The organism is Mesorhizobium sp. C416B (genome assembly GCF_030323165.1).
In the GTDB taxonomy this organism is placed as follows: domain Bacteria; phylum Pseudomonadota; class Alphaproteobacteria; order Rhizobiales; family Rhizobiaceae; genus Mesorhizobium.
Map to the genome: position 1 here is coordinate 4,271,758 of NZ_CP100471.1, position 19,533 is coordinate 4,291,290.

16 protein-coding genes and 2 pseudogenes are annotated in these 19,533 nt (G+C 63.1%); 14 read left to right on the top strand and 4 right to left on the bottom strand.

Annotated elements, in window-relative coordinates:
• Positions 1-38: 38 nt before the first annotated feature.
• Complete coding sequence (gene ruvB, locus NLY43_RS20845; RefSeq protein WP_023688958.1) at positions 39-1,076, top strand: Holliday junction branch migration DNA helicase RuvB; 1,038 nt, start codon at positions 39-41, stop codon at positions 1,074-1,076.
• 136 nt (positions 1,077-1,212) lie between these two features.
• Positions 1,213-2,104 (top strand): annotated as a pseudogene (locus NLY43_RS20850) (metallophosphoesterase).
• Positions 2,105-2,248: 144 nt separating this feature from the next.
• Here the strand turns inward: NLY43_RS20850 and NLY43_RS20855 are convergent.
• Positions 2,249-3,499 carry a glycoside hydrolase family 5 protein gene (locus NLY43_RS20855; RefSeq protein ID WP_023711979.1) on the bottom strand — a complete coding sequence of 417 codons (1,251 nt, stop codon included), beginning with the start codon at positions 3,497-3,499 and terminating at the stop codon, positions 2,249-2,251.
• 65 nt (positions 3,500-3,564) lie between these two features.
• Between NLY43_RS20855 and ybgC the strand changes: the two genes are divergently transcribed.
• The 9 genes from ybgC to ftsH all read left to right on the top strand — a co-directional run bounded on the left by ybgC (position 3,565) and on the right by ftsH (position 13,624).
• Entirely contained in the window at positions 3,565-4,035 is a 471-nt protein-coding gene (gene ybgC, locus NLY43_RS20860; RefSeq protein ID WP_023711978.1) for a tol-pal system-associated acyl-CoA thioesterase, read from the top strand.
• Positions 4,036-4,347: 312 nt separating this feature from the next.
• Positions 4,348-5,058 carry a protein TolQ gene (gene tolQ, locus NLY43_RS20865; protein WP_023673844.1) on the top strand — a complete coding sequence of 237 codons (711 nt, stop codon included), beginning with the start codon at positions 4,348-4,350 and terminating at the stop codon, positions 5,056-5,058.
• 9 nt (positions 5,059-5,067) lie between these two features.
• Positions 5,068-5,520 carry a protein TolR gene (tolR, locus tag NLY43_RS20870; RefSeq protein WP_023673843.1) on the top strand — a complete coding sequence of 151 codons (453 nt, stop codon included), beginning with the start codon at positions 5,068-5,070 and terminating at the stop codon, positions 5,518-5,520.
• 7 nt (positions 5,521-5,527) lie between these two features.
• Complete coding sequence (gene tolA, locus NLY43_RS20875) at positions 5,528-6,685, top strand: cell envelope integrity protein TolA (protein WP_023711977.1); 1,158 nt, start codon at positions 5,528-5,530, stop codon at positions 6,683-6,685.
• A 38-nt stretch (positions 6,686-6,723) separates the two neighbouring features.
• Entirely contained in the window at positions 6,724-8,028 is a 1,305-nt protein-coding gene (gene tolB / locus NLY43_RS20880) for a Tol-Pal system beta propeller repeat protein TolB (protein ID WP_023673841.1), read from the top strand.
• Positions 8,029-8,277: 249 nt separating this feature from the next.
• Positions 8,278-8,784 (top strand): peptidoglycan-associated lipoprotein Pal, encoded by a 507-nt coding sequence (gene pal, locus NLY43_RS20885; protein WP_023684182.1) that lies wholly within the window; start codon positions 8,278-8,280, stop codon positions 8,782-8,784.
• 270 nt (positions 8,785-9,054) lie between these two features.
• On the top strand, positions 9,055-10,137 hold the full coding sequence (ybgF, locus tag NLY43_RS20890) for a tol-pal system protein YbgF (RefSeq protein ID WP_023711976.1): 1,083 nt from the start codon (positions 9,055-9,057) through the stop codon (positions 10,135-10,137).
• Between the two features lie 51 nt (positions 10,138-10,188).
• Positions 10,189-11,595, top strand: a complete 1,407-nt coding sequence (gene tilS, locus NLY43_RS20895) for a tRNA lysidine(34) synthetase TilS (RefSeq protein ID WP_023711975.1) — start codon at positions 10,189-10,191, stop codon at positions 11,593-11,595.
• A 103-nt stretch (positions 11,596-11,698) separates the two neighbouring features.
• Entirely contained in the window at positions 11,699-13,624 is a 1,926-nt protein-coding gene (ftsH, locus tag NLY43_RS20900) for an ATP-dependent zinc metalloprotease FtsH (RefSeq protein WP_023673598.1), read from the top strand.
• Between the two features lie 66 nt (positions 13,625-13,690).
• On the opposite strand, the gene NLY43_RS20905 is transcribed toward ftsH, so the two are convergent.
• Positions 13,691-14,029, bottom strand: coding sequence for a winged helix-turn-helix transcriptional regulator (locus NLY43_RS20905; protein ID WP_023673597.1), 339 nt, complete (start codon positions 14,027-14,029; stop codon positions 13,691-13,693).
• A 215-nt stretch (positions 14,030-14,244) separates the two neighbouring features.
• Between NLY43_RS20905 and NLY43_RS20910 the strand changes: the two genes are divergently transcribed.
• Both NLY43_RS20910 and NLY43_RS20915 read left to right on the top strand, forming a co-directional pair.
• A complete protein-coding gene (locus NLY43_RS20910) occupies positions 14,245-15,009 on the top strand; it encodes an SDR family oxidoreductase (protein WP_023673595.1) in 765 nt (254 codons plus the stop codon).
• A gap of 19 nt (positions 15,010-15,028) precedes the next feature.
• Positions 15,029-15,913, top strand: a pseudogene (locus NLY43_RS20915) (NAD(P)-dependent oxidoreductase); the annotation flags it as partial.
• 73 nt (positions 15,914-15,986) lie between these two features.
• Here NLY43_RS20915 and NLY43_RS20920 read toward each other — a convergent pair.
• Positions 15,987-16,439: a hypothetical protein gene (locus NLY43_RS20920; protein ID WP_023688968.1), complete on the bottom strand. Its 453-nt coding sequence runs from the start codon at positions 16,437-16,439 to the stop codon at positions 15,987-15,989.
• A gap of 241 nt (positions 16,440-16,680) precedes the next feature.
• Positions 16,681-17,685, bottom strand: a complete 1,005-nt coding sequence (locus tag NLY43_RS20925) for a hypothetical protein (protein WP_023711973.1) — start codon at positions 17,683-17,685, stop codon at positions 16,681-16,683.
• A gap of 345 nt (positions 17,686-18,030) precedes the next feature.
• On the opposite strand from NLY43_RS20925, the gene glmM reads away from it, so the two are divergent.
• The gene (gene glmM, locus NLY43_RS20930; protein WP_023688970.1) at positions 18,031-19,383 is read left to right on the top strand and encodes a phosphoglucosamine mutase; all 1,353 of its coding nucleotides are present in this window, start codon (positions 18,031-18,033) and stop codon (positions 19,381-19,383) included.
• Positions 19,384-19,533: the final 150 nt, after the last annotated feature.

The following is a 19,533-nucleotide window of genomic DNA, read 5'->3' on the forward strand; positions in this document are numbered from 1 at the left end:
TGCTTGTCCGGTCCTTTGCCCTGTGCGAGGAAGGCCGCATGAGCCTTTCACCCCGCCTCATTGCCCCGGAAAAGCGCGGCGAGGATGCTGAGCAGACCTTGCGGCCGCAGACGCTCGCCGATTTCGTCGGCCAGGCCGCGGTGCGGGCCAACCTCAAAGTCTTCATCGAGGCCGCCAAGGGCCGCAGCGAGGCGCTTGACCATGTGCTGTTCGTCGGGCCGCCGGGGCTTGGCAAGACAACGCTGGCGCAGATCATGGCGCGCGAGCTCGGCGTCAATTTCCGCTCGACCTCCGGTCCGGTGATCGCCAAGGCCGGCGATCTCGCCGCACTTCTCACCAATCTGGAAGACCGCGATGTACTGTTCATCGACGAGATCCACCGGCTCAATCCGGCAGTCGAGGAAATCCTCTATCCGGCGATGGAGGATTTCCAGCTCGACCTGATCATCGGCGAAGGTCCGGCGGCACGCTCGGTCAAGATCGATCTTGCCCGCTTCACGCTCGTCGCCGCCACCACCAGGCTCGGCCTTTTGACCAACCCGCTGCGCGACCGTTTCGGCATTCCGGTGCGGCTCAATTTCTATTCTGTCGAGGAACTGGAGCAGATCGTGCGGCGCGGCGCCCGCATCCTGCAAATGCCGCTTGGCGACGATGGCGCGCTGGAGATCGCACGTCGCGCCCGCGGCACGCCGCGCATCGCCGGCCGGCTGCTGCGCCGGGTGCGCGACTTCGCCTCCGTTGCCGGCGACGGTCACGTCGACAAGCAGGTTGCCGACGAAGCCCTGACGCGGCTGGAGGTCGACGCGCTCGGCCTCGACGCGCTCGACCGCCGCTATCTCTCGATGATCGCGCGCAATTTCGGTGGTGGGCCGGTCGGCATCGAAACCATCGCCGCCGGCCTGTCCGAGCCGCGCGACGCCATCGAGGACATTATCGAGCCCTATCTGATCCAGCAGGGTTTCATCCAACGCACGCCACGCGGCCGCGTGCTGACCGCCAATGCCTGGCGCCATCTCGGCCTCGACGCACCGAAGGATCTGGCGCAGCAGCAGATCAACCTGTTCCAGGAAGAGTAACGGAGATTTGTCCTCCGGAACGGGCTGTCTGCGCAGAATTTCCTCAAGCCTGCCAGCGTGAAGGCGCATTCCTGGATGCTATCGGGCGTCGTAGTGTCGGCGCGAACTGCTCCGATCAAGCGTCGGAGCCAGAAAAGTGATCACCAGACGCGGGTTCCTGAAATTCGTCGGGGGTTCGTTCCTCTCGCTGGCGTCGCTCAGTGCCTATGCGGTCGGCATAGAGCCGATGCTGTTGACGCATGTGAAGCGCTACCAGCTGACGCCGCCGCATTGGCCGGCGGGCTTGAAGCTGCGCGTTGTAGCACTTGCCGATATTCACGCCTGCCGCCCCTGGATGACGCCTGAGCGGATCGCTTCGCTCGTCGAGGGTGCGAACGTGCTGCAGCCCGATCTGATCGTACTGCTCGGCGACTATATCTCAGGCATGTCCCTGCTGATGCACCGGATGGAAGCCCATGAATGGGCGACGGCCTTGTCAGGACTGAAGGCGCCGCTTGGTGTCCTGTCGATCCTCGGCAATCACGATTGGTGGCACGATCCTTTCGCGCAGCAGGCCGGAGCGGGGCCGACTGTGGCGCGCAAGGGCCGGCATCTCGGTTCTGGAGAACGACGCCGTGCGTCTGGAAAAGAATGGATACGGCTTCTGGATCGCCGGACTCGCCGACCAGCTGGCCCTGTTACCGAACAAGGCCGCAGGCCGCGACAGATTTGAAGGCCTGGACGATCTCGACGGCACGCTGGCCAAGATCATCGACCAGGCGCCCGTCATCCTGCTCGCGCATGAGCCGGATATTTTCCCGAAAGTGCCGGGGCGGGTTTCGCTGACGCTGTCGGGCCACACACATGGCGGGCAGGTCAGGCTGTTCGGCTATTCACCGGTGGTTCCGTCCCGCTTCGGCAACCGTTTCGCCTATGGCCATGTCGTCGAGAATGACCGCAATTTGATCGTGTCAGGCGGGCTCGGCTTCAGCATCGCACCGGTGCGCTTCGGCATGCGGCCGGAAATACTACAGATCGACCTCGGTTAGAGCATGCCGGTATTCAGGTGATGCCGGCCTGCAAATGAGGTGTTCCTGCGCTTCCGGTAGTCACGGACCAAAGTCCGCTCCGTTCCGGTTTTCGGACCCCTCATTTTCGACTCGGCCTGACCTGAATCTCGACATGCCCTAGGGCTAATGGAGCGAGCGGATCGCATCCATCACGGCGGGTTCGGCCTTTTCGCCGTTGAAAGCGTCGACGATGCCGAAGGCGCCGCCAAAACTCCACACCGACCATGAGAAACCATGCGCCTCGGCGCGCGCGATCATGTCCTTGACATAGGCGGCGCGGTATTTGGGCGGCATCACATAGGCATTGCCATACTCCTGGCGGACCATGCCGAACTCGCCCAGCGTGATGTTTTCCGGCTTGATGGCGTTGGCCTTCGCCCAGGCCTCGACCTTTTCGAACGGCGCATCCATGACGCCGAGCAGCTTTTCGCCCGTGTCCATGCTGGCGACTTGTTCATCGAGATAGGCGAGCAGGCCGTTCCGTCTGGTCCACGGCGCCTCGGCTTTTATCTTGGCGCGGATCGCATCCAGCGTCGCATCGAGCTCGGCGCGCGGCACCGCGGTCAGCGGATAGGGCAGGCCGGTGACATAGGGAATGAAATCGCCGGCCCAGGTCGCGCCCTGATGGGTCAGCACGAACGGGTCGTAGGAGTGGAAGGTCCAGATGATGTTGTCGTCGGGGATGGTCTTCGGATCGATCCTGACCAGCGAGGCCGCGTTGGAATAGCAGGCGCCGGTCAGGATCAGCGTCAGCCTGGTAGCCGAGGCGCGCGCGGCCGCGAACAGCTTCTGCTGACGCTCCGGCCAGAGGCTGGTGCCATCGCTGTCGCAGTCGACGATCGGCTCGTTCATCGGCTCGAAGGCGACCTGCGCCGGGTCCTCGGAGGCCAGCGTGCGCGCAATTTTGCGGATGACCTCGACATAGGCGTCGAAGGTGGCGGGATCGTCCATGACCTGGCCCATGCCGATCTCGCGGCCGCCGCCGGCGGGGATCAGGTGCATGTCGACGATCACTTTCAGACCGGCGCGGTTGATCATGCGGGCCGAGTCCCGCACGCTGGCGTAAAGATCGTCGCGCAGCGCCAGCGTCTGGTCCGACATGAACGGCGAGGGATCGACTGGCATGCGCAGGAAGTCGAAACCGGCGGCCTTCAGCGCCTTGAGGTCATCCTCGTGGAGAAACTTGCGCCATTCCGGATAGGGCAGGATGGCTTGTCGGTCGTTCCATTTGTCTTCCCCGACCCAGGTCGTCCACTGGTCGAGGTTGAGGCCGCGCTTGATCGAAAAGCTCGCGGCATGGCCGGGCAGCGCAGACGCCGCCAGCACCAGCAGCGCTGCCATCACGGTCTTGATCATCGCCGTCAACAGTGCCATCCGGTTTGCTGCGCTGGTGATTTTGGCAAGACAGGTGCCCCGCCGGGGGCAAAAAGGAAAGCGCGATGGACGATCATGGTGAATCGGCGGCACTCGCTGCCGGGCTTTCGGGCGCGCTGATGGAATTCGGCCATCGGCTGATGGCGCGGGTCTATTATGCCGACACCGATTTCTCCGGCGTGGTCTATCACGCCCGCTATCTGGAATTCTTCGAGCGCGGCCGCTCGGACTATCTCAGGCTGGCCGGCGTCCACCACACCGAACTTCACCAAGGTAAGCACGGCGAGAGGATCGTCTGGGTGGTGCGGCGCATGGAGATCGACTTCCGTGCACCTGCCCGCATGGACGATATCCTGACCATCGACACATCAACGCAGGATATTTCCGGCGCCCGCATCGTCATGGCGCAGCAATTGAAACGCGGGACAGAGGTGCTGGTCGAGGCAAAGGTCGAGGCAGCGATCATCGGCGAGAACGGCAGGCCGAAACGCTTTCCGAAAGAATGGATCGCGGCCTTTCTACCGAGAGCAAGCTGATATCAAGGTCTGGCGGCCGGCAACGAGCGGCCAATCGGCAGCGCATTCGATTGTGGATGGACGGCCTGCGGCGTCGCTGGGCGCGGCAATGCGCCGCGCCATATTTCCTAACCCATCCTTAACCATAACGGTTCATGAAGAGATCGGTGAAGATTGGAAGAATCCGCGCGCCTTCCTTTCACCAATATTTGCCCTGAAAAGGCCGCCAACGGTGCATTTTGGGGTTAATCCGGAAGCCAAGCGCGAACGGACCACAAGGGATGCCCATGGGCCAGCCGCCAGCGATGCCCGGAAAATCTTAAGGACTGAAGCATGGAAACTACCGCACTCGCCGATCCGGCAGCGCAATTGTCGATTTGGGCGCTGTTCACACAGGCCAGCTGGGTGGTCAAGCTGGTCATGATCGGTCTGCTCTGCGCCTCGGTCTGGACCTGGGCGATCATCGTCGACAAGCTGGTCAGCTATGCCCGCATGCGTCTGTCGCTCAATCGCTTCGAACAGGTGTTCTGGTCGGGGCAGTCGCTGGAAGAGCTCTATCGCACGCTTGCCGACCGGAAGACCACGGGCATGGGTGCGATCTTCGTCGCCGCCATGCGCGAATGGAAGAAGAGCTTCGAGAAGGGGGCCAAATCGCCGCTCGGCCTGCAGACCCGCATCGACAAGGCGATGGACCTGGCGTTGACGCGCGAGATGGAGAAGCTGGAGGGCCGTCTCGGCTTTCTCGCCACCACCGGTTCGGCTGCACCCTTCATCGGCCTGTTCGGCACCGTCATCGGCATCATGACCTCGTTCCAGGCGATTGCCGGTTCGAAGAACACCAGTCTCGCGGTTGTTGCACCCGGCATTGCCGAAGCGCTGCTGGCGACGGCCATCGGTCTTCTCGCCGCCATACCGGCGGTTATCGCCTACAACAAGCTGTCATCCGACGCGAACAAGATCGCGGTGCGGATGGAAGGGTTCTCGGATGAGTTCTCCGCCATACTCTCGCGCCAAATCGATGAAAAAGTAGCGCCTAAGGGCTGAGGTAAGAAGATGGGTATGTCGGTTGGCATGGCAGGACGCGGCGGGCGCGGACACAGGCGGCGCGGCCGCCACCATGCATTGATGTCGGAAATCAACGTCACGCCGATGGTCGACGTGATGCTGGTGCTCTTGATTATCTTCATGGTCGCCGCACCTATGTTGACGGTCGGAGTGCCGGTCGACCTGCCGGAGACGAAGGCCAAGGCTATGAACGCCGACACCCAGCCGATCACCGTTTCGATCGACGCGGCCGGCAAGATTTTCCTGCAGGAGACCGAAATCCCAAGGGAAGAGCTGGTCGCCAAGCTGCAGGCGATTTCCAAGACCGGCTACGAAGAGCGCATCTTCATCCGCGGCGACAAGGCGACCAACTATGGCGCCGCGATGGAGGTCATGGCCCTCATCCAGGCCGCCGGCTACAAGAATATCGGCCTGATTTCACTGCAGCAACAGGATCAGTAGACGCACGATGAAGACCGGCCTCACCACATCGGTGATACTGCATACGGTGGCACTGGCTTTCGGCCTGTTCACCCTGTCGGCGCCGGCCGCGCTGCCGTCTACGGATGTCGAGTCGATAGCGGTCGACATCGTTCCCATGGAAGCCATTGCGCAGACGCTGCAGGGCGACAAGAAGGCGGTGATGCACGAAAAATCGGCGCCGATGCCGACCAAGCGTCCCGACATCGTGCCAGATGCACAGAAAATCGGCGAGAACAGCGTTGATACCGACAAGCCGGTGACGGACGAGCCCAAGCCGAAGCCGGTGGAGAAAACAGCGACGGCTGCTCCGGCGCCGACCCCGACCGAAAAGCCGAAGACCGAGGACACGCCGAAGCCGAAGGAAGCGCCGAAGCCGACACCTGCGACGGAGGTGGCGCCGGAGCCGCAGCCGAAGGAAGAGGTCAAGCCCGAGCCGGTGAAGCAGGTTGAACCGAAGCCGACCCCGGTGAAGGAGCCTGCACCAACACCGCAGCCGGACACGACCGCCGCCATAGAGCCGAAGCCACGCGTGAAGCCCGATGCGGTCGCCGAAGCCATATCGGATCAGCAGCCTCTGGAAGAAGCGCAGCTTCCGACTTCCGCTCCTGCTCCCGAAGCACGGCCGAAGCCGCAGCCGGCGCAGGCCGAAAGCGCGAAGGCTCCGGACCGCAAGGACACCGACAAGCCGGTCAAGGAAGCCTCGTCGAAGCCGAAGTCGGATGACAAGCAGTTCAATGAGGCTGACATCAAGGCTTTGCTCGACAAGCAGAAGCCATCCGGCGGCGGCGCCAAGCGCTCGACCCAGCAGGCATCGCTAGGCGGCGACAAGGATCAAGGCCAGAAGCTGTCGAAGTCCGAGCAAGGGGCATTGGAAGAACAGCTCGGTGGCTGCTGGACCCTCCCGGTTGGGCTTGAGGGTTCTGAGGATTTCACCGTGGTGATCCGTTTCAGCCTGGATGCCTCCGGCAAGCTGGAGGGCCGTCCGACCGTCGAGAAGTCCAGCGGCAACCCCCAATTCGACAGCAGCGCGGTTCGCGCTGTGCAGAAATGCGATGTCGCCGGCCTGCAGGTGCCCGCCGGAAAGCATGACATTTGGTCCGACGTTCGCGTCAACTTCGATCCCAGAGCGATGCTTGGCCTGTAGCCTGAGCACCCAGAAATCAGCAAGAGAAGCGAGAAGACATGAAATCCATCCTCAAGCCGCTCCTGATGGTCGCCGCGATGGCGATGGGCATGAACGCCGTCGTCACCTTGCCTGCTCGAGCAACCCTCGAGCTCAACGTCAACAAAGGCAATGTCGAACCGATGCCGATCGCCATCCCAGATTTCCAGGGAGGGCTCGGCGCGCAGATTTCCGAGATCGTCACCGCCGACCTGAAGCGCTCCGGTCTCTTCGCACCGATAGACAAGAACGCCTTCATCGAGAAGATCGCCAATCCGGATGCGCAGCCCCGTTTCGACGACTGGAAGGTGATCAATGCGCAGGCGCTGGTCACCGGCAGCGTGAGCAAGGAGGCGGACGGCCGAATCCGCGCCCAGTACCGACTATGGGATATTTTTGGCAACCAGCAGATAGCCGGGGAGCAGTTTTTCGCCAACGACGCAAATCAACGCCGTGTCGCCCACATCATCGCCGATGCGATCTATGAGAAGCTCACCGGCGAGAAGGGCTATTTCGACACACGCGTCGTCTTCATCGACGAATCCGGCGCCAAGAATGCGCGTAAGAAGCGGCTCGCCATCATGGACCAGGACGGCGCCAATGTGCGCTATCTCTCCGATGGCCGCTCGATCGTGCTGACGCCGCGTTTCTCGCCGAATCGGCAGGAAATCACTTACATGTCGTATGAAAGCGGCCAGCCGCGGGTCTATCTGCTGCAGATCGAGACCGGACAGCGCGAACTGGTCGGCAACTTTCCCGGCATGACCTTTGCGCCGCGCTTCTCGCCCGACGGCCAGAAGGTGATCATGAGCCTGCTGCGCGATGACGGCAATTCCAACATCTTCGCCATGGACCTGCGAAGCCGCTCGACCACCCGGCTGACCAACTCGACCGCCATCGACACCTCGCCCTCTTATTCGCCCGACGGCAGCAAGGTGGTATTCACTTCCGATCGTGGCGGCCGTGCGCAGATTTATGTGATGGGCGCCGACGGCTCGGGCCAGACCCGCATTTCGTTCGGCGACGGCGTCTATTCGACGCCGGTATGGTCGCCGCGCGGCGACCTCGTCGCCTTCACCAAGCAGACCGGCGGCGAATTCCAGATCGGCGTCATGAAGACCGACGGTTCGGGCGAGCGCATCCTTTCCTCGGGCTTCCAGCAGGAGGGACCGACCTGGGCGCCCAACGGCCGCGTGCTGATGTTCTTCCGCGACTCCGCCGGCGGCCCAAAACTGGTTTCCGTCGATCTCACCGGCCGCAACGAACAGTCGATCCCGACCGCGAATTTCGCGTCGGATCCCGCCTGGTCGCCGCTGCTGGAGTAGGTTCGGCCGAATTGCCACACCTGCTAAAAAGGGGCCCGTTTGGCCCCTTTTCCATTCATTAGTCGCGTTTCGGCCGCATTTCCGCCTAGGGTCCGCGCCAACTGTGACCGTGGATTTGAAGGTCGTGGACGGACGATCGAAACCAAACATTAACCGTATTTCTTGAATGCCGGTTAACCCAAACGTGGTTACTGGGTGATCAACGAAATCACTCGAAATACGATCACTCGAATACGAAGGAGAGGCGGCATGGGCCGTATCGCAGCACTTACCAGAAACCCGGCGATGATCGCCCTGATCGCGATGCTCGCCATCACCGGTTGCGCCTCGAAGAAAACCCCGAACAACGCTGCCGATCTCGGTCTCAATGGCGCGGGTGCCGCAACGCCGGGCTCGGCGCAGGACTTCACCGTCAACATTGGCGACCGCATCTTCTTTGACACGGACTCGACCGCGATCCGCGCCGATGCGCAGACGACGCTGTCGCGGCAGGCACAGTGGCTCAACCAGTACAAGCAGTACGCCATCGTCGTCGAAGGCCATGCTGACGAACGCGGCACACGTGAATACAATCTGGCTCTCGGCGCCCGCCGCGCCGCCGCCACTCGCGACTTCCTGGTCGCCAGGGGCGTCTCGGCGAGCCGATTGAAGACGATTTCCTACGGCAAGGAACGTCCGGTCGCGGTCTGCGACGACATCTCCTGCTGGTCGCAGAATCGCCGCGCCGTCACCACGCTCTCCGGCGCCGGCTCCTGATGAGTAAGACGGCGGCGCGCCTTCTTCTTCCGCAATTCCGGACGGAAAACCGTTTCACACTTTTCCTGGAATTGCTTGTGTCGCATAATTGCAACACCTCCATGCGAAAGGCGGCCTTGTGGCCGCCTTTTTCAGTTTCGGCCCCGGAAACAAACCCGGAAACAAAATTTGGCCGAAGTCTCGCCTCCTGCTAAGAGCCGAGGGCGTCGTGCCGGTCCCACTGTGATCGGAAGGCGCGAACAGGCTCACGATATTCACGGCGAGAGGCACATGCATTTCAGATCGGTCTTGAGCGGCACGCTTGCGCTGCTGCTCGTATCAGGCTTCGCGGCTTCTGCGAGCGGCACCGGACAACCCGCGGATAGCGGCTTTTCCTTCCATCTGCCGACGCTCGGCATTTTCGGCAAGAAGGAGAAGCCGGAGCAGCAACAGATCGCGCAGCAGCAGGACGGCACCGCCGCCGCGGGGCTGGAAGATCAACTCCGGCAGATGAACGGCAAGCTCGAGGAACTCAACTTCCAGATCCTGCAGATGCAGGAGCAGATGCGCAAGCAGCAGGAAGACAACGAGTTCCGCTTCCAGCAGTTGGAAGGCGGCTCCAGCGGGCAGCCGCCGGCCCAGAAGAAATCGGAGGCCGCGCCGCAGGACGGTGGCGCGGGCACCGGCGTCGCCGAGGCCCCGGCAGACCAGGCGCCGGCCGATGCCGGCGCGCAGTCGGATGGCGGCCAGAGCGTCGGCGAGGTCATCGTCGAATCGCAGACCGGCGATCCCGGCAAGGTGATCAACGGCACGCCGCCCAAGACCTTCGGCACCATCACCGTCGACAAGAACGGCAATGTAATCGACGCCAGCGGCAACACGCAGGCAGCGGCGCCGGCGGAAGGTGCGGCTCCCGCCGCCGAGGCGCCGGCTGCCGGGGCTAAGACCGGCAAGTCGGACGGCACGGTGGTGGCGGCGCTGCCTGCCACCAACAACCCGGAAGAGATCTACCGCAACTCCTACCAGTTCATCCTGTCGGGCGACTACAGCACCGCCGAGCAGGGTTTTCGCGACCACATCGCCCGCTTCCCGAAGGACGCCAAGGCGGCGGACGCGCATTACTGGCTTGGCGAATCGCTGCTTGGCCAGCAGAAGTATCATGACGCTGCCGAGGTTTTCCTCTCCGCCAGCAAGGACTATCCGAAGGCCAAGAAGGCGCCTGACATGCTCCTGAAGCTTGGCGTGTCGCTGGTCGGCCTCAAGCAGAAGGATGTCGCCTGCGCCACCTTCGGCGAGATCGGCAAGCGCTATCCCGATATTTCGGCCGCGCTCAAGGAACGCGTCAAGCAGGAGAGGGCGCTGGCGGCGTGCTAGTCTTTGCCGTGTCGTCCCTGAACCGGGACCACTTTTGCGCGACATGCATTGATGCTCGATACCGAGCCTGACCTTTCGAATTTTTCGCAGATCGACTTTACCAACGGCGCGCTTGCGGCCGTGTCCGGCGGCAGCGACTCGACCGCCCTCCTTCTTCTCCTCAAGGCTCACCTCGACCGCAGCGCCCCGACAGCCCGGCTGCTGGCGGTGACGATCGACCACGGCCTGCGTCCGGAAGCAGCAGTCGAAGCGCGCAGCGTGGCAAAGCTTTGTGCCGAGCGCGGCATCGCGCACCGGACGCTCAACTGGTCCGGCGCCAAGCCGTCGGCCGGCCTGCCCGCGGCGGCGCGCGAGGCGCGCTACCGGTTGCTGGCCGAGGCAGCGCAGGCGCAAGGCATCGGTGTGATCGTGACCGGCCACACCGCCGACGACCAGGCCGAGACCGTCCTGATGCGAGTCGCGCGGAATGACGGGCGAGAGCTTGCAGGCCGAGGTCTCGCCGGCATGGCGCCTGCCACCCTCTATGACTGGCGGATCTGGATCGCGCGGCCGCTGCTCGGCGTACGGCGCGCGGCGTTGCGCGCCTTCCTGCAGCGCGAACATGTCGGCTGGGCGGAGGATCCGACCAACATCGACACGAATTTCGAACGCCCGCGCATCCGGGCCGTGCTCGGCGAAGACCGGAGCGGGCAGCGTTTTGCCGAGGCAATCGGCCTGGCTGGGCGGGCTGCCGGCGATCGCGAGGAACTCGGTCGCCGCGCCGCCGCCCTGATCGGTGAATTTGCCAGCCGGCCGGCGAGGGGTCTCATCCGTCTCGATCCCGGTCTTGCCGAAGCTGACGACACGCGAGCCGCGGTATATGCGCTGCGTGTCCTGCTGGCGGCGACGGGCGGCACCGCCTTGTTGCCGGACCAGGCGCGCGGCGAAGCGCTGTTCGAGCAAATGCGGGCCGGTCGGCTTTGCGCCACATTGTCGCGGGCGGTCGTCGATATCAGGCGAAACGGCATCTTCCTGCGCCGTGAATCGCGCGACCTGCCGCGTTCCGCGCCGATAGCTGGCACTCTGCTTTGGGACGGTCGCCGGCGGATCACGCCAGACATCGAAGCCGGGGCGATCACATTGGGCGACAGTTCGGGTGCATGGTTGATCGCGCCGCTTGGCGCTGCTGCCGCCGCCAAAACGCCGATTGCCGGGGATGGCGCGCTGCCAAGCCTTGTGCGCGCCGCCCTGGCTGCGGAACCGGCGCTATGGCGCGGCGGCGAATGCCTTGGTTTTGCAGGGGATGTAGCGGCGGCGGCGGCAATCGCCGTCAGTCCCGCCGTTGCGCCCTTTGCCCGTTTTCTGCCGTGCTTCGATCTGGTGTTGGCGCAGGCCGTCGCCGAGTTGATCGGCGCACCGCCTGTCCCGGCTTGCCCTTTGGCCGCCACAGTGCCGGTTGATCATGGCGCGAAAGCTTAACCCAGACGTGCTGTTATGCTTGGCAAGGGGGGGCGCTCTCCCTATGTTAGGCGCAAGTTTCCTCTCATGACGCGTGTCCCAGCGGGCACCAACGGGACAATTGATGAATCCGAATTATCGCAATCTCGCGCTCTGGGCGATCATAGCGGTCCTGCTCATTGCTCTCTTCAATCTGTTCCAGACGCCGCAGACTCGCGGGGCCTCGACCGACGTTCCCTATTCGCAGTTCCTGCAAGAGGTTGCGGCCGGCCGGGTCAAGACGGTGGTCATCGCCGGCGCCCGCATCACGGGCACCTACGCCGACAACGCCAATGGCTTCCAGACCTATTCGCCTGGCGATCCGCAGCTGGTCTCGCGGCTGCAGGACAAGAACGTCACCATCAATGCGCGGCCTGAGTCGGACGGTTCCAACTCGCTGTTCAGCTATCTGATCTCCTACCTGCCGATGATCCTGATCCTTGGCGTGTGGATATTCTTCATGCGCCAGATGCAGTCCGGCTCCGGCCGCGCCATGGGTTTCGGCAAGTCGAAGGCCAAGCTTCTCACTGAGGCGCATGGCCGCGTCACCTTCCAGGATGTCGCCGGCGTCGACGAGGCCAAGGAAGATCTGGAAGAGATCGTCGAGTTCCTGCGCGATCCGCAGAAGTTCCAGCGCCTCGGCGGCAAGATCCCGCGCGGCGTGCTTCTGGTCGGCCCTCCCGGCACCGGCAAGACGCTGCTTGCGCGCTCGGTCGCCGGCGAGGCCAATGTGCCGTTCTTTACCATTTCGGGCTCCGACTTCGTCGAGATGTTCGTCGGCGTCGGCGCAAGCCGTGTCCGCGACATGTTCGACCAGGCCAAGAAGAATGCTCCCTGCATCATCTTCATTGATGAAATCGACGCGGTCGGCCGCCATCGCGGCGCCGGCCTCGGCGGCGGCAATGACGAGCGCGAACAGACGCTGAACCAGCTTCTGGTCGAGATGGACGGCTTCGAGTCCAACGAGAGCATCATCCTGATCGCCGCCACCAACCGGCCCGACGTGCTCGATCCGGCGCTGCTGCGTCCGGGTCGCTTTGACCGCCAGGTGGTGGTGCCGAACCCCGACATCGTCGGCCGAGAGAAGATCCTCAAGGTGCATGTGCGCAACGTGCCGCTGGCACCGAATGTCGACCTCAAGGTGATCGCACGCGGCACGCCGGGCTTCTCGGGCGCCGACCTGATGAACCTTGTCAATGAATCCGCTCTGATGGCGGCGCGCCGCAATAAGCGCCTTGTCACCATGGCCGAGTTCGAGGACGCCAAGGACAAGATCATGATGGGCGCCGAGCGCCGCTCGTCGGCCATGACCCAGGCCGAAAAGGAACTCACGGCCTATCACGAGGCCGGCCACGCCATCCTGGCGCTCAACGTGCCGTCGGCCGATCCGCTGCACAAGGCGACCATCATCCCGCGCGGTCGCGCGCTCGGCATGGTCATGCAGCTGCCGGAAGGCGATCGCTATTCGATGAGCTACAAATACATGATCTCGCGGCTTGCCATCATGATGGGCGGCCGCGTCGCAGAGGAGTTCAAGTTCGGCAAGGAGAACATCACCTCCGGCGCGTCCTCGGACATCGAGCAGGCGACAAAGCTGGCGCGCGCCATGGTCACGCGCTGGGGCTTCTCCGACAAGCTCGGCCACGTCGCCTATGGCGACAACCAGGAAGAGGTTTTCCTCGGCCATTCTGTGGCGCGCACGCAGAACGTCTCGGAAGAGACTGCGCAGATCATCGACGCCGAAGTACGCCGCCTGATCGACGAGGCCTATGTCACGGCCAAATCCATTCTGACCAAGAAGAAGAAGGAATGGATCGCTCTGGCGCAGGGCTTGCTCGAATACGAGACGCTTTCGGGCGAAGAGATCAAGCAGCTGATCGCCGGGCAGAAGCCCGCGCGAGATTTGGGGGATGACACCCCCACAAGCCGCGGCTCGGCTGTGCCGAAGTCCGGCCGCCGCAAGAAGGGTCCCGAGCCCGAAGGCGGCATGGAGCCTCAGCCATCGAGCTGAGCTGACATCACTTGATGCAAGAAAACGCCGCGGCTCAATCCGCGGCGTTTTGCTATTCAGGGTCTCTCAAAGAGCATGCGGGACGGATGCATTTGCTTTGCCGGGGCGCACACCGTCAGTCCGGCCAGCATGTTGCTTGCCCCATCTGGCCAGCGGGATCAGGGCATTGTCCAGCTCGATGCCGAATTCGGTAATCGAGTATTCGACCCTCGGCGGCACCTCGGGAAAGATTTCGCGATGGACGATGCCGTCGGCCTCCATTTCGCGCAGCTGTTGGATCAGCATCTTTTCGCTGATGTCAGGCACCAGCCGCTTCAGCTCACCGAATCGTGCCGGCGCCTTGTGAATCTGCCAGAGCAGTAGCGCCTTCCATTTGCCGCTGATGACCTCCAGCGCCGGCCCCAATCCGCAACTATCTGGCTGTTTCTTTCCCATGTTTCATCCAATTCTGAGCAATCGGTGGGTAGCTTACATTTTTGTCGGTACTTGAGAAAAACCAAGCCGGTCCATAGCTTCAAACCAGCTCGCCGGCATCGGCGAACACCACAACATCATATCGGTACCCCGCTTCGACCTGCAAAGGCCGTCGGCGGCCGGATTTTGTCAAAAAGGGATGGATCATGACACGATACGCAAACAAGAAGGCCGTTGTCATCGGCGGGACGCACGGCATGGGGCTCGCCGTTGCCGAAGCCCTGATCGAAAGCGGCGCCGAGGTCCTGGTCACCGGCCGCGACCAGCGCAACATCGAGGCCGCGCGAGCCAAGCTGCTTTCGCGAGCTCATGTCGTGCGGTCCGATATCTCAGACATGGCCGATATCGTCACGCTCGGTGCCGAAGTGGGGCAGAAGCTTGGCCACATCGACTTCCTTCACGTCAATGCCGGGGTGGCCAATCTCGAACCCGTGGAGCGGGTCACCGAGGACAGTTACGATCGCACCTTCGACATCAACACCAAAGGCGCTTTCTTCACCGCGCAGCGCCTGCTGCCCCTCATCAGGGATGGTGGCGCCATAGTCTTCACCTCGTCGATCGCCGACGAATCCGGCACCGGCGGCATGAGCGTCTATTCCGGATCGAAGGCGGCACTGCGCGCCTTCGCCAAGGTCCTGGCCGCCGAGCTTCTGCCGCGCCGCATCCGCGTGAATGTGGTCAGCCCTGGTTTCATCGATACGCCGACGATGGGTGTGGCCGACGCCTCGGCCGAGGAGCGGGCCGCCTTCATGGCGATCGGCGACGCGGTCACGCCGATGAAGCGCCACGGCACGATGGAGGAGGTGGCGCGCGCAGTGCTGTTCCTGGCGTTCGACGCGACCTTCACCACGGGCGCGCGGCTGACCGTGGACGGTGGCCTTGGCCAGGACCTGAGCCCGACACCGGCGTAACCGCGCAACCAAACCAAGGAGAAGCAGAATGAGCGACATAACAGTGATCGGTCTCGGCGCCATGGGCACGGCGCTTGCCGAAGCCTTTCTGAACCAGGGACATGCGGTGACGGTGTGGAACCGTTCTCCGGCAAAGGCTGAGGCTTTGGCAGCCAAGGGCGCCACTGTGGCCAAGAGTGTCGAGGAAGCCGTCAGATCGAGTCCACTGATCGTGGCGTGCCTGCTTGTCTATGACACCGTTCGTGAGGTGCTCGGCCCAAGCCGAGACGCGCTGTCGGGCCGCACATTCGTCAATCTCACCAACGGCACGCCCGAGCAGGCGCGGGCGATGTCGGCCTGGGCGGTGAGCCAGGGCGCCAGCTACATCGACGGCGGCATCATGGCGGTGCCGCCGATGATCGGCGGGCCGCACGCCTTGATTCTCTACAGCGGTTCGCGCCAGGCGTTCGATGCCTGTTCGGGGCAGCTCGGAGCGCTCGGCACCAGCAAATTCCTCGGTGAGGATGCTTGCCTCGCGCCGCTCTATGATATCTCGCTTCTGAGCGGCATGTACGGCATGTTCGCGGGCGTTCTGCAGGCGTTGGCATTGACGGGCGCAGCAGGGATCCCGGCCGGCGAGTTCATGCCGCTGCTGGCCTCCTGGCTTCAGTCGATGCAAGGCCTGCTGCCGAAGTGGGCGGAACAGATCGACAGTGGCGATCACACCAGCAATGTCGTTTCCAACCTGGGCATGCAGGCTGATGCCTACGTCAATCTCATCGATGCCAGCAGGTCGGCTGATGTCAGCACCGAACTCGTCTTGCCGATGCAAAGCCTGATGAAGCGCGGGGTGGCTGCCGGCCAGGCCAATGCCGATCTTACAAGCCTGGTCGCACTGCTCCAGCTCTCGAAACAAGGCGCTTGACGGGGCAAGACCCAAGAGAAGGCCCGCCAACCTTGCGGTTGGGGGCCTTCGATCTTCAAACGCTGCTGGTCGATCAGCTCTTCAGCTTGGCGTTGCAGAGGCTGTAATAGCCGCCGCCCTTCTGGATCCAGCGAAGGCCGTTCAACGTACCCGCGTCCTTGTTGCCGTGGTAGCCCTGCAGGCAGGTCTTCATACGCGCCTTCGAGGGCTTCTCGGTCTTGAATTCGGCGGCGAGGGTGGTCGGGAATGTCACGCCCGTCGGCGCTACAGCGGGGGCGACCGCCGCGCTGGTTTCCTTCTGCGACTGCGGCTCGGTTTTGACCGCATCCGCATTGGCACTCTCCGCAGCTGACGTCGCGCATTTCTCGGTGCGGAAAGCGGTCCAATCCATGCCGTTCAGAGTGCCGCCTTCCTTGGCTGTGCGATAGGCCTCGCCGCATTCCTTCATCGTCAGTGCGCTTGCAGGGGCGACGCTCCACGCAATCCATGCCGTCACAGCCAATGCCGCCAATTTCAATCTGGACATAAGACTCTCCTGGTTGACAAAAGTTCGATGTCCTTTTGTATACCATTTGTTCTACATATGTTCAATTGGAATCTTTGCGAACCACCGATATGTCTGGCGGTTGGCAGGGTGGGCGAATAGATGATGCCGACAGCTTCCGCGGTATGTAGACGCGGGCAACGCCGGGTGTGTTCGAGCGCAACAAAAAGGCCCGCGCATGCTGCGATGCGCGGGCCTCTGTCTGGAGAATATGGCTACGCGATCAGCTCTTCAGCTTGGCATTGCAGAGGCTGTAGAAGCCGCCGCCCTTCTGGATCCAGCGCAGGCCATTCAGCGTGTTGGCGTCCTTGTTGGCATAATACACCTCGAGGCAGGTGTGCATGCGGCCCTTGGCCGGCGTCTCGCCGGCGTATTTCTTCGAGATCGCGGCCGGGAACTTCACGCCCTTGGGAGCGGTGACCGAGGGCTTCTCGGGCTCGCTGGTATAGGTCGCCTCGCTCGGAGCGGGCACGGTGTCGTCGTCATCTGCGCCTGCGCGGCATTCGGCCTTGCGGAAGTCGTTCCACTTCTTGCCGCCCAGAGTATTGGCAGACTTGGCAGCCTGGTACTTGGCGCTGCAATCGGCCATGCTCAGGCCCTTGCCGCTGCTGTCGGCAGCTGCCTTGGTGGTTGCCTTGGCGGGTGCTGCCGCGGCCGAGGCCCCGGCGGCGCATTCGGTCTTGCGGAAGTCGTTCCACTTCACGCCGTTCAGTGTGCCGGCGGCCTTTGCCGCCTGGTACTTGGTGCTGCATTCCTTGGCCGTCAGGCCCTTGGCGCCATCGTCGGTTGTGGCTGCGGCCTTGGTCGTGGCCTTGGCGGGTTCTGCCGCGGCGGATGCGCCGGCGGCGCATTCGGTCTTGCGGAAGTCGTTCCACTTTGCGCCATTGAGCGTACCGGCGGCCTTGGCAGCCTGGTATTTAGCGCTGCATTCCTTGGCCGTCAGACCTTTGGCGCCGTCATCAGCAGCGGCGGCGGCCTTGGTCGTGTCCGTCTTGGCCGCAGCGGCCTTCTTGGCTGCCGGCTTTGCGGTCTCGGTGGTGGCCGCCGCGTCGGTGCCGCACTCGGCCTTCCGATACTGATTCCAGGTCTGCCCGTTCAGCGTGCCGGCGTCCTTGGCGGCATTATACTTGGTACTACACTGGGCCATGGTCAGCGCGCTGGCGGGCGCCGCCATGAACAAGGTTGCGACGGCAAGACCCGTCAAAGTTGCAAGTCGGTGGATGAGCATGGCGTTCTCCCGTTGCTGCGCCATAGGTTGTATCTGTGTCAATCAATAGCTCTCAACGCTAGGCTGCGCCAGATGCTAAACGGCGTTCTCCCGATAAGGTGATGGACCCTTGCGATCTGCCCCTCCAACAGTCCCGGCTTACCGGCCCAATCTGCGCAGTGTGGCCCAGTGTGAATGCTATATTGCGGCAACACCGTGTCATGATACGCTGCCCAACGCTCCGAACAGCCTGCTACAATGATTTTCTAAGAATTGGTAATATACAATCACACAATGTGATAGTCGGGCTCGGACCAATTGTGGCATTACGAGCCGGCTGAAAAACCGACGGGGATTCTGGCAAGCATGGCAGGACGTTATTTTGGCACCGACGGCATTCGCGGGCGCGCCAACAAGTTTCCGATGACGGCTGAGATCGCGATGCGGGTCGGCATGGCCGCCGGCCTGTCGTTCCAGCGCGGCAGCCATCGCCACCGCGTCGTGCTCGGCAAGGACACCAGGCTGTCCGGCTACATGATCGAAAACGCCATGGTGTCCGGCCTGTGCGCGGCCGGCATGGATGTGTTCCTGCTCGGCCCGATCCCGACACCGGCGGTCGCCATGCTGGTGCGCTCGCTGCGCGCCGATATCGGCGTCATGATCTCGGCCTCGCACAACCCTTATTACGACAACGGCATCAAGCTGTTCGGTCCCGATGGCTACAAGCTCTCCGACGAGATCGAGGAGCGCATCGAGAGCATGCTCGACAAGGATATCGAACTGGCGCTCGCCGATTCCGACGGGCTCGGCCGCGCCAAGCGCGTCGACGGCGTGCATGACCGCTACATCGAATTCGCCAAGCGCACGCTGCCGCGCTCGATGTCGCTGTCGGGTCTCAGGATCGTCGTCGATTGCGCCAATGGCGCAGCCTACAAGGTGGCGCCCGCCGCACTTTGGGAACTGGGCGCCGAGGTCATTGCCATCAATGTCGATCCGAACGGTTTCAACATCAACAAGGAATGCGGGTCGACCCATCCGGCCGGCCTGCAGAAGAAGGTGCATGAAGTGCGCGCCGATATCGGCATCGCACTCGACGGCGATGCCGACCGTGTCGTCATCGTCGACGAGAACGGCGCCATCGTCGACGGTGACCAGATCATGGCGCTGATCGCCGAGTCCTGGCACCAGAGCGGGCGACTGGCCGGCGGCGGCGTCGTCTCGACGGTGATGTCCAATCTCGGCCTCGAACGCTTCCTTGGCGACATGAAGCTGCAGCTGCATCGCACCAAGGTCGGCGACCGCTATGTCGTTGAGCATATGCGCGCGCACGGGTTGAATGTCGGCGGCGAGCAGTCGGGCCACATTGTGCTGTCCGATTTCTCGACCACTGGCGACGGGCTGGTCTCGGCTCTGCAGGTGCTGGCCTGCATCAAGCGGCAGAACCGGCCGGTCAGCGAATTGTCGAAGAAATTCGAGCCGGTGCCGCAACTGTTGAAGAATGTCCGCATCGCCGGCGGCAAGCCGCTTGAAGAAGCCTTAGTCAAGGCGGCGATCGAAGATGCGCGCAACCGTCTAGGCAAGGCCGGCCGCCTGGTTATCCGGCCCTCGGGCACCGAGCCGCTGATCCGCGTCATGGCCGAGGGCGACGACCCACAGCTGGTCGAGGCCGTGGTCAACGACATCGTCGACATCATCTCGGAAACGCGCAGCGCCGCCTGATTGCGCTGCCTCCGACGGGCAGGGGCGAACTGCCGGCTCAAGACTTCAAGCCCGCCTGCAGGCGGGCTTTTTGTTTCGGCCAGGGTTGGTCCCAGCGTCATGCCGGCGGAGGCCGTTTGGTAAAATGTCGAGAATTCGTGGTTAATTGAC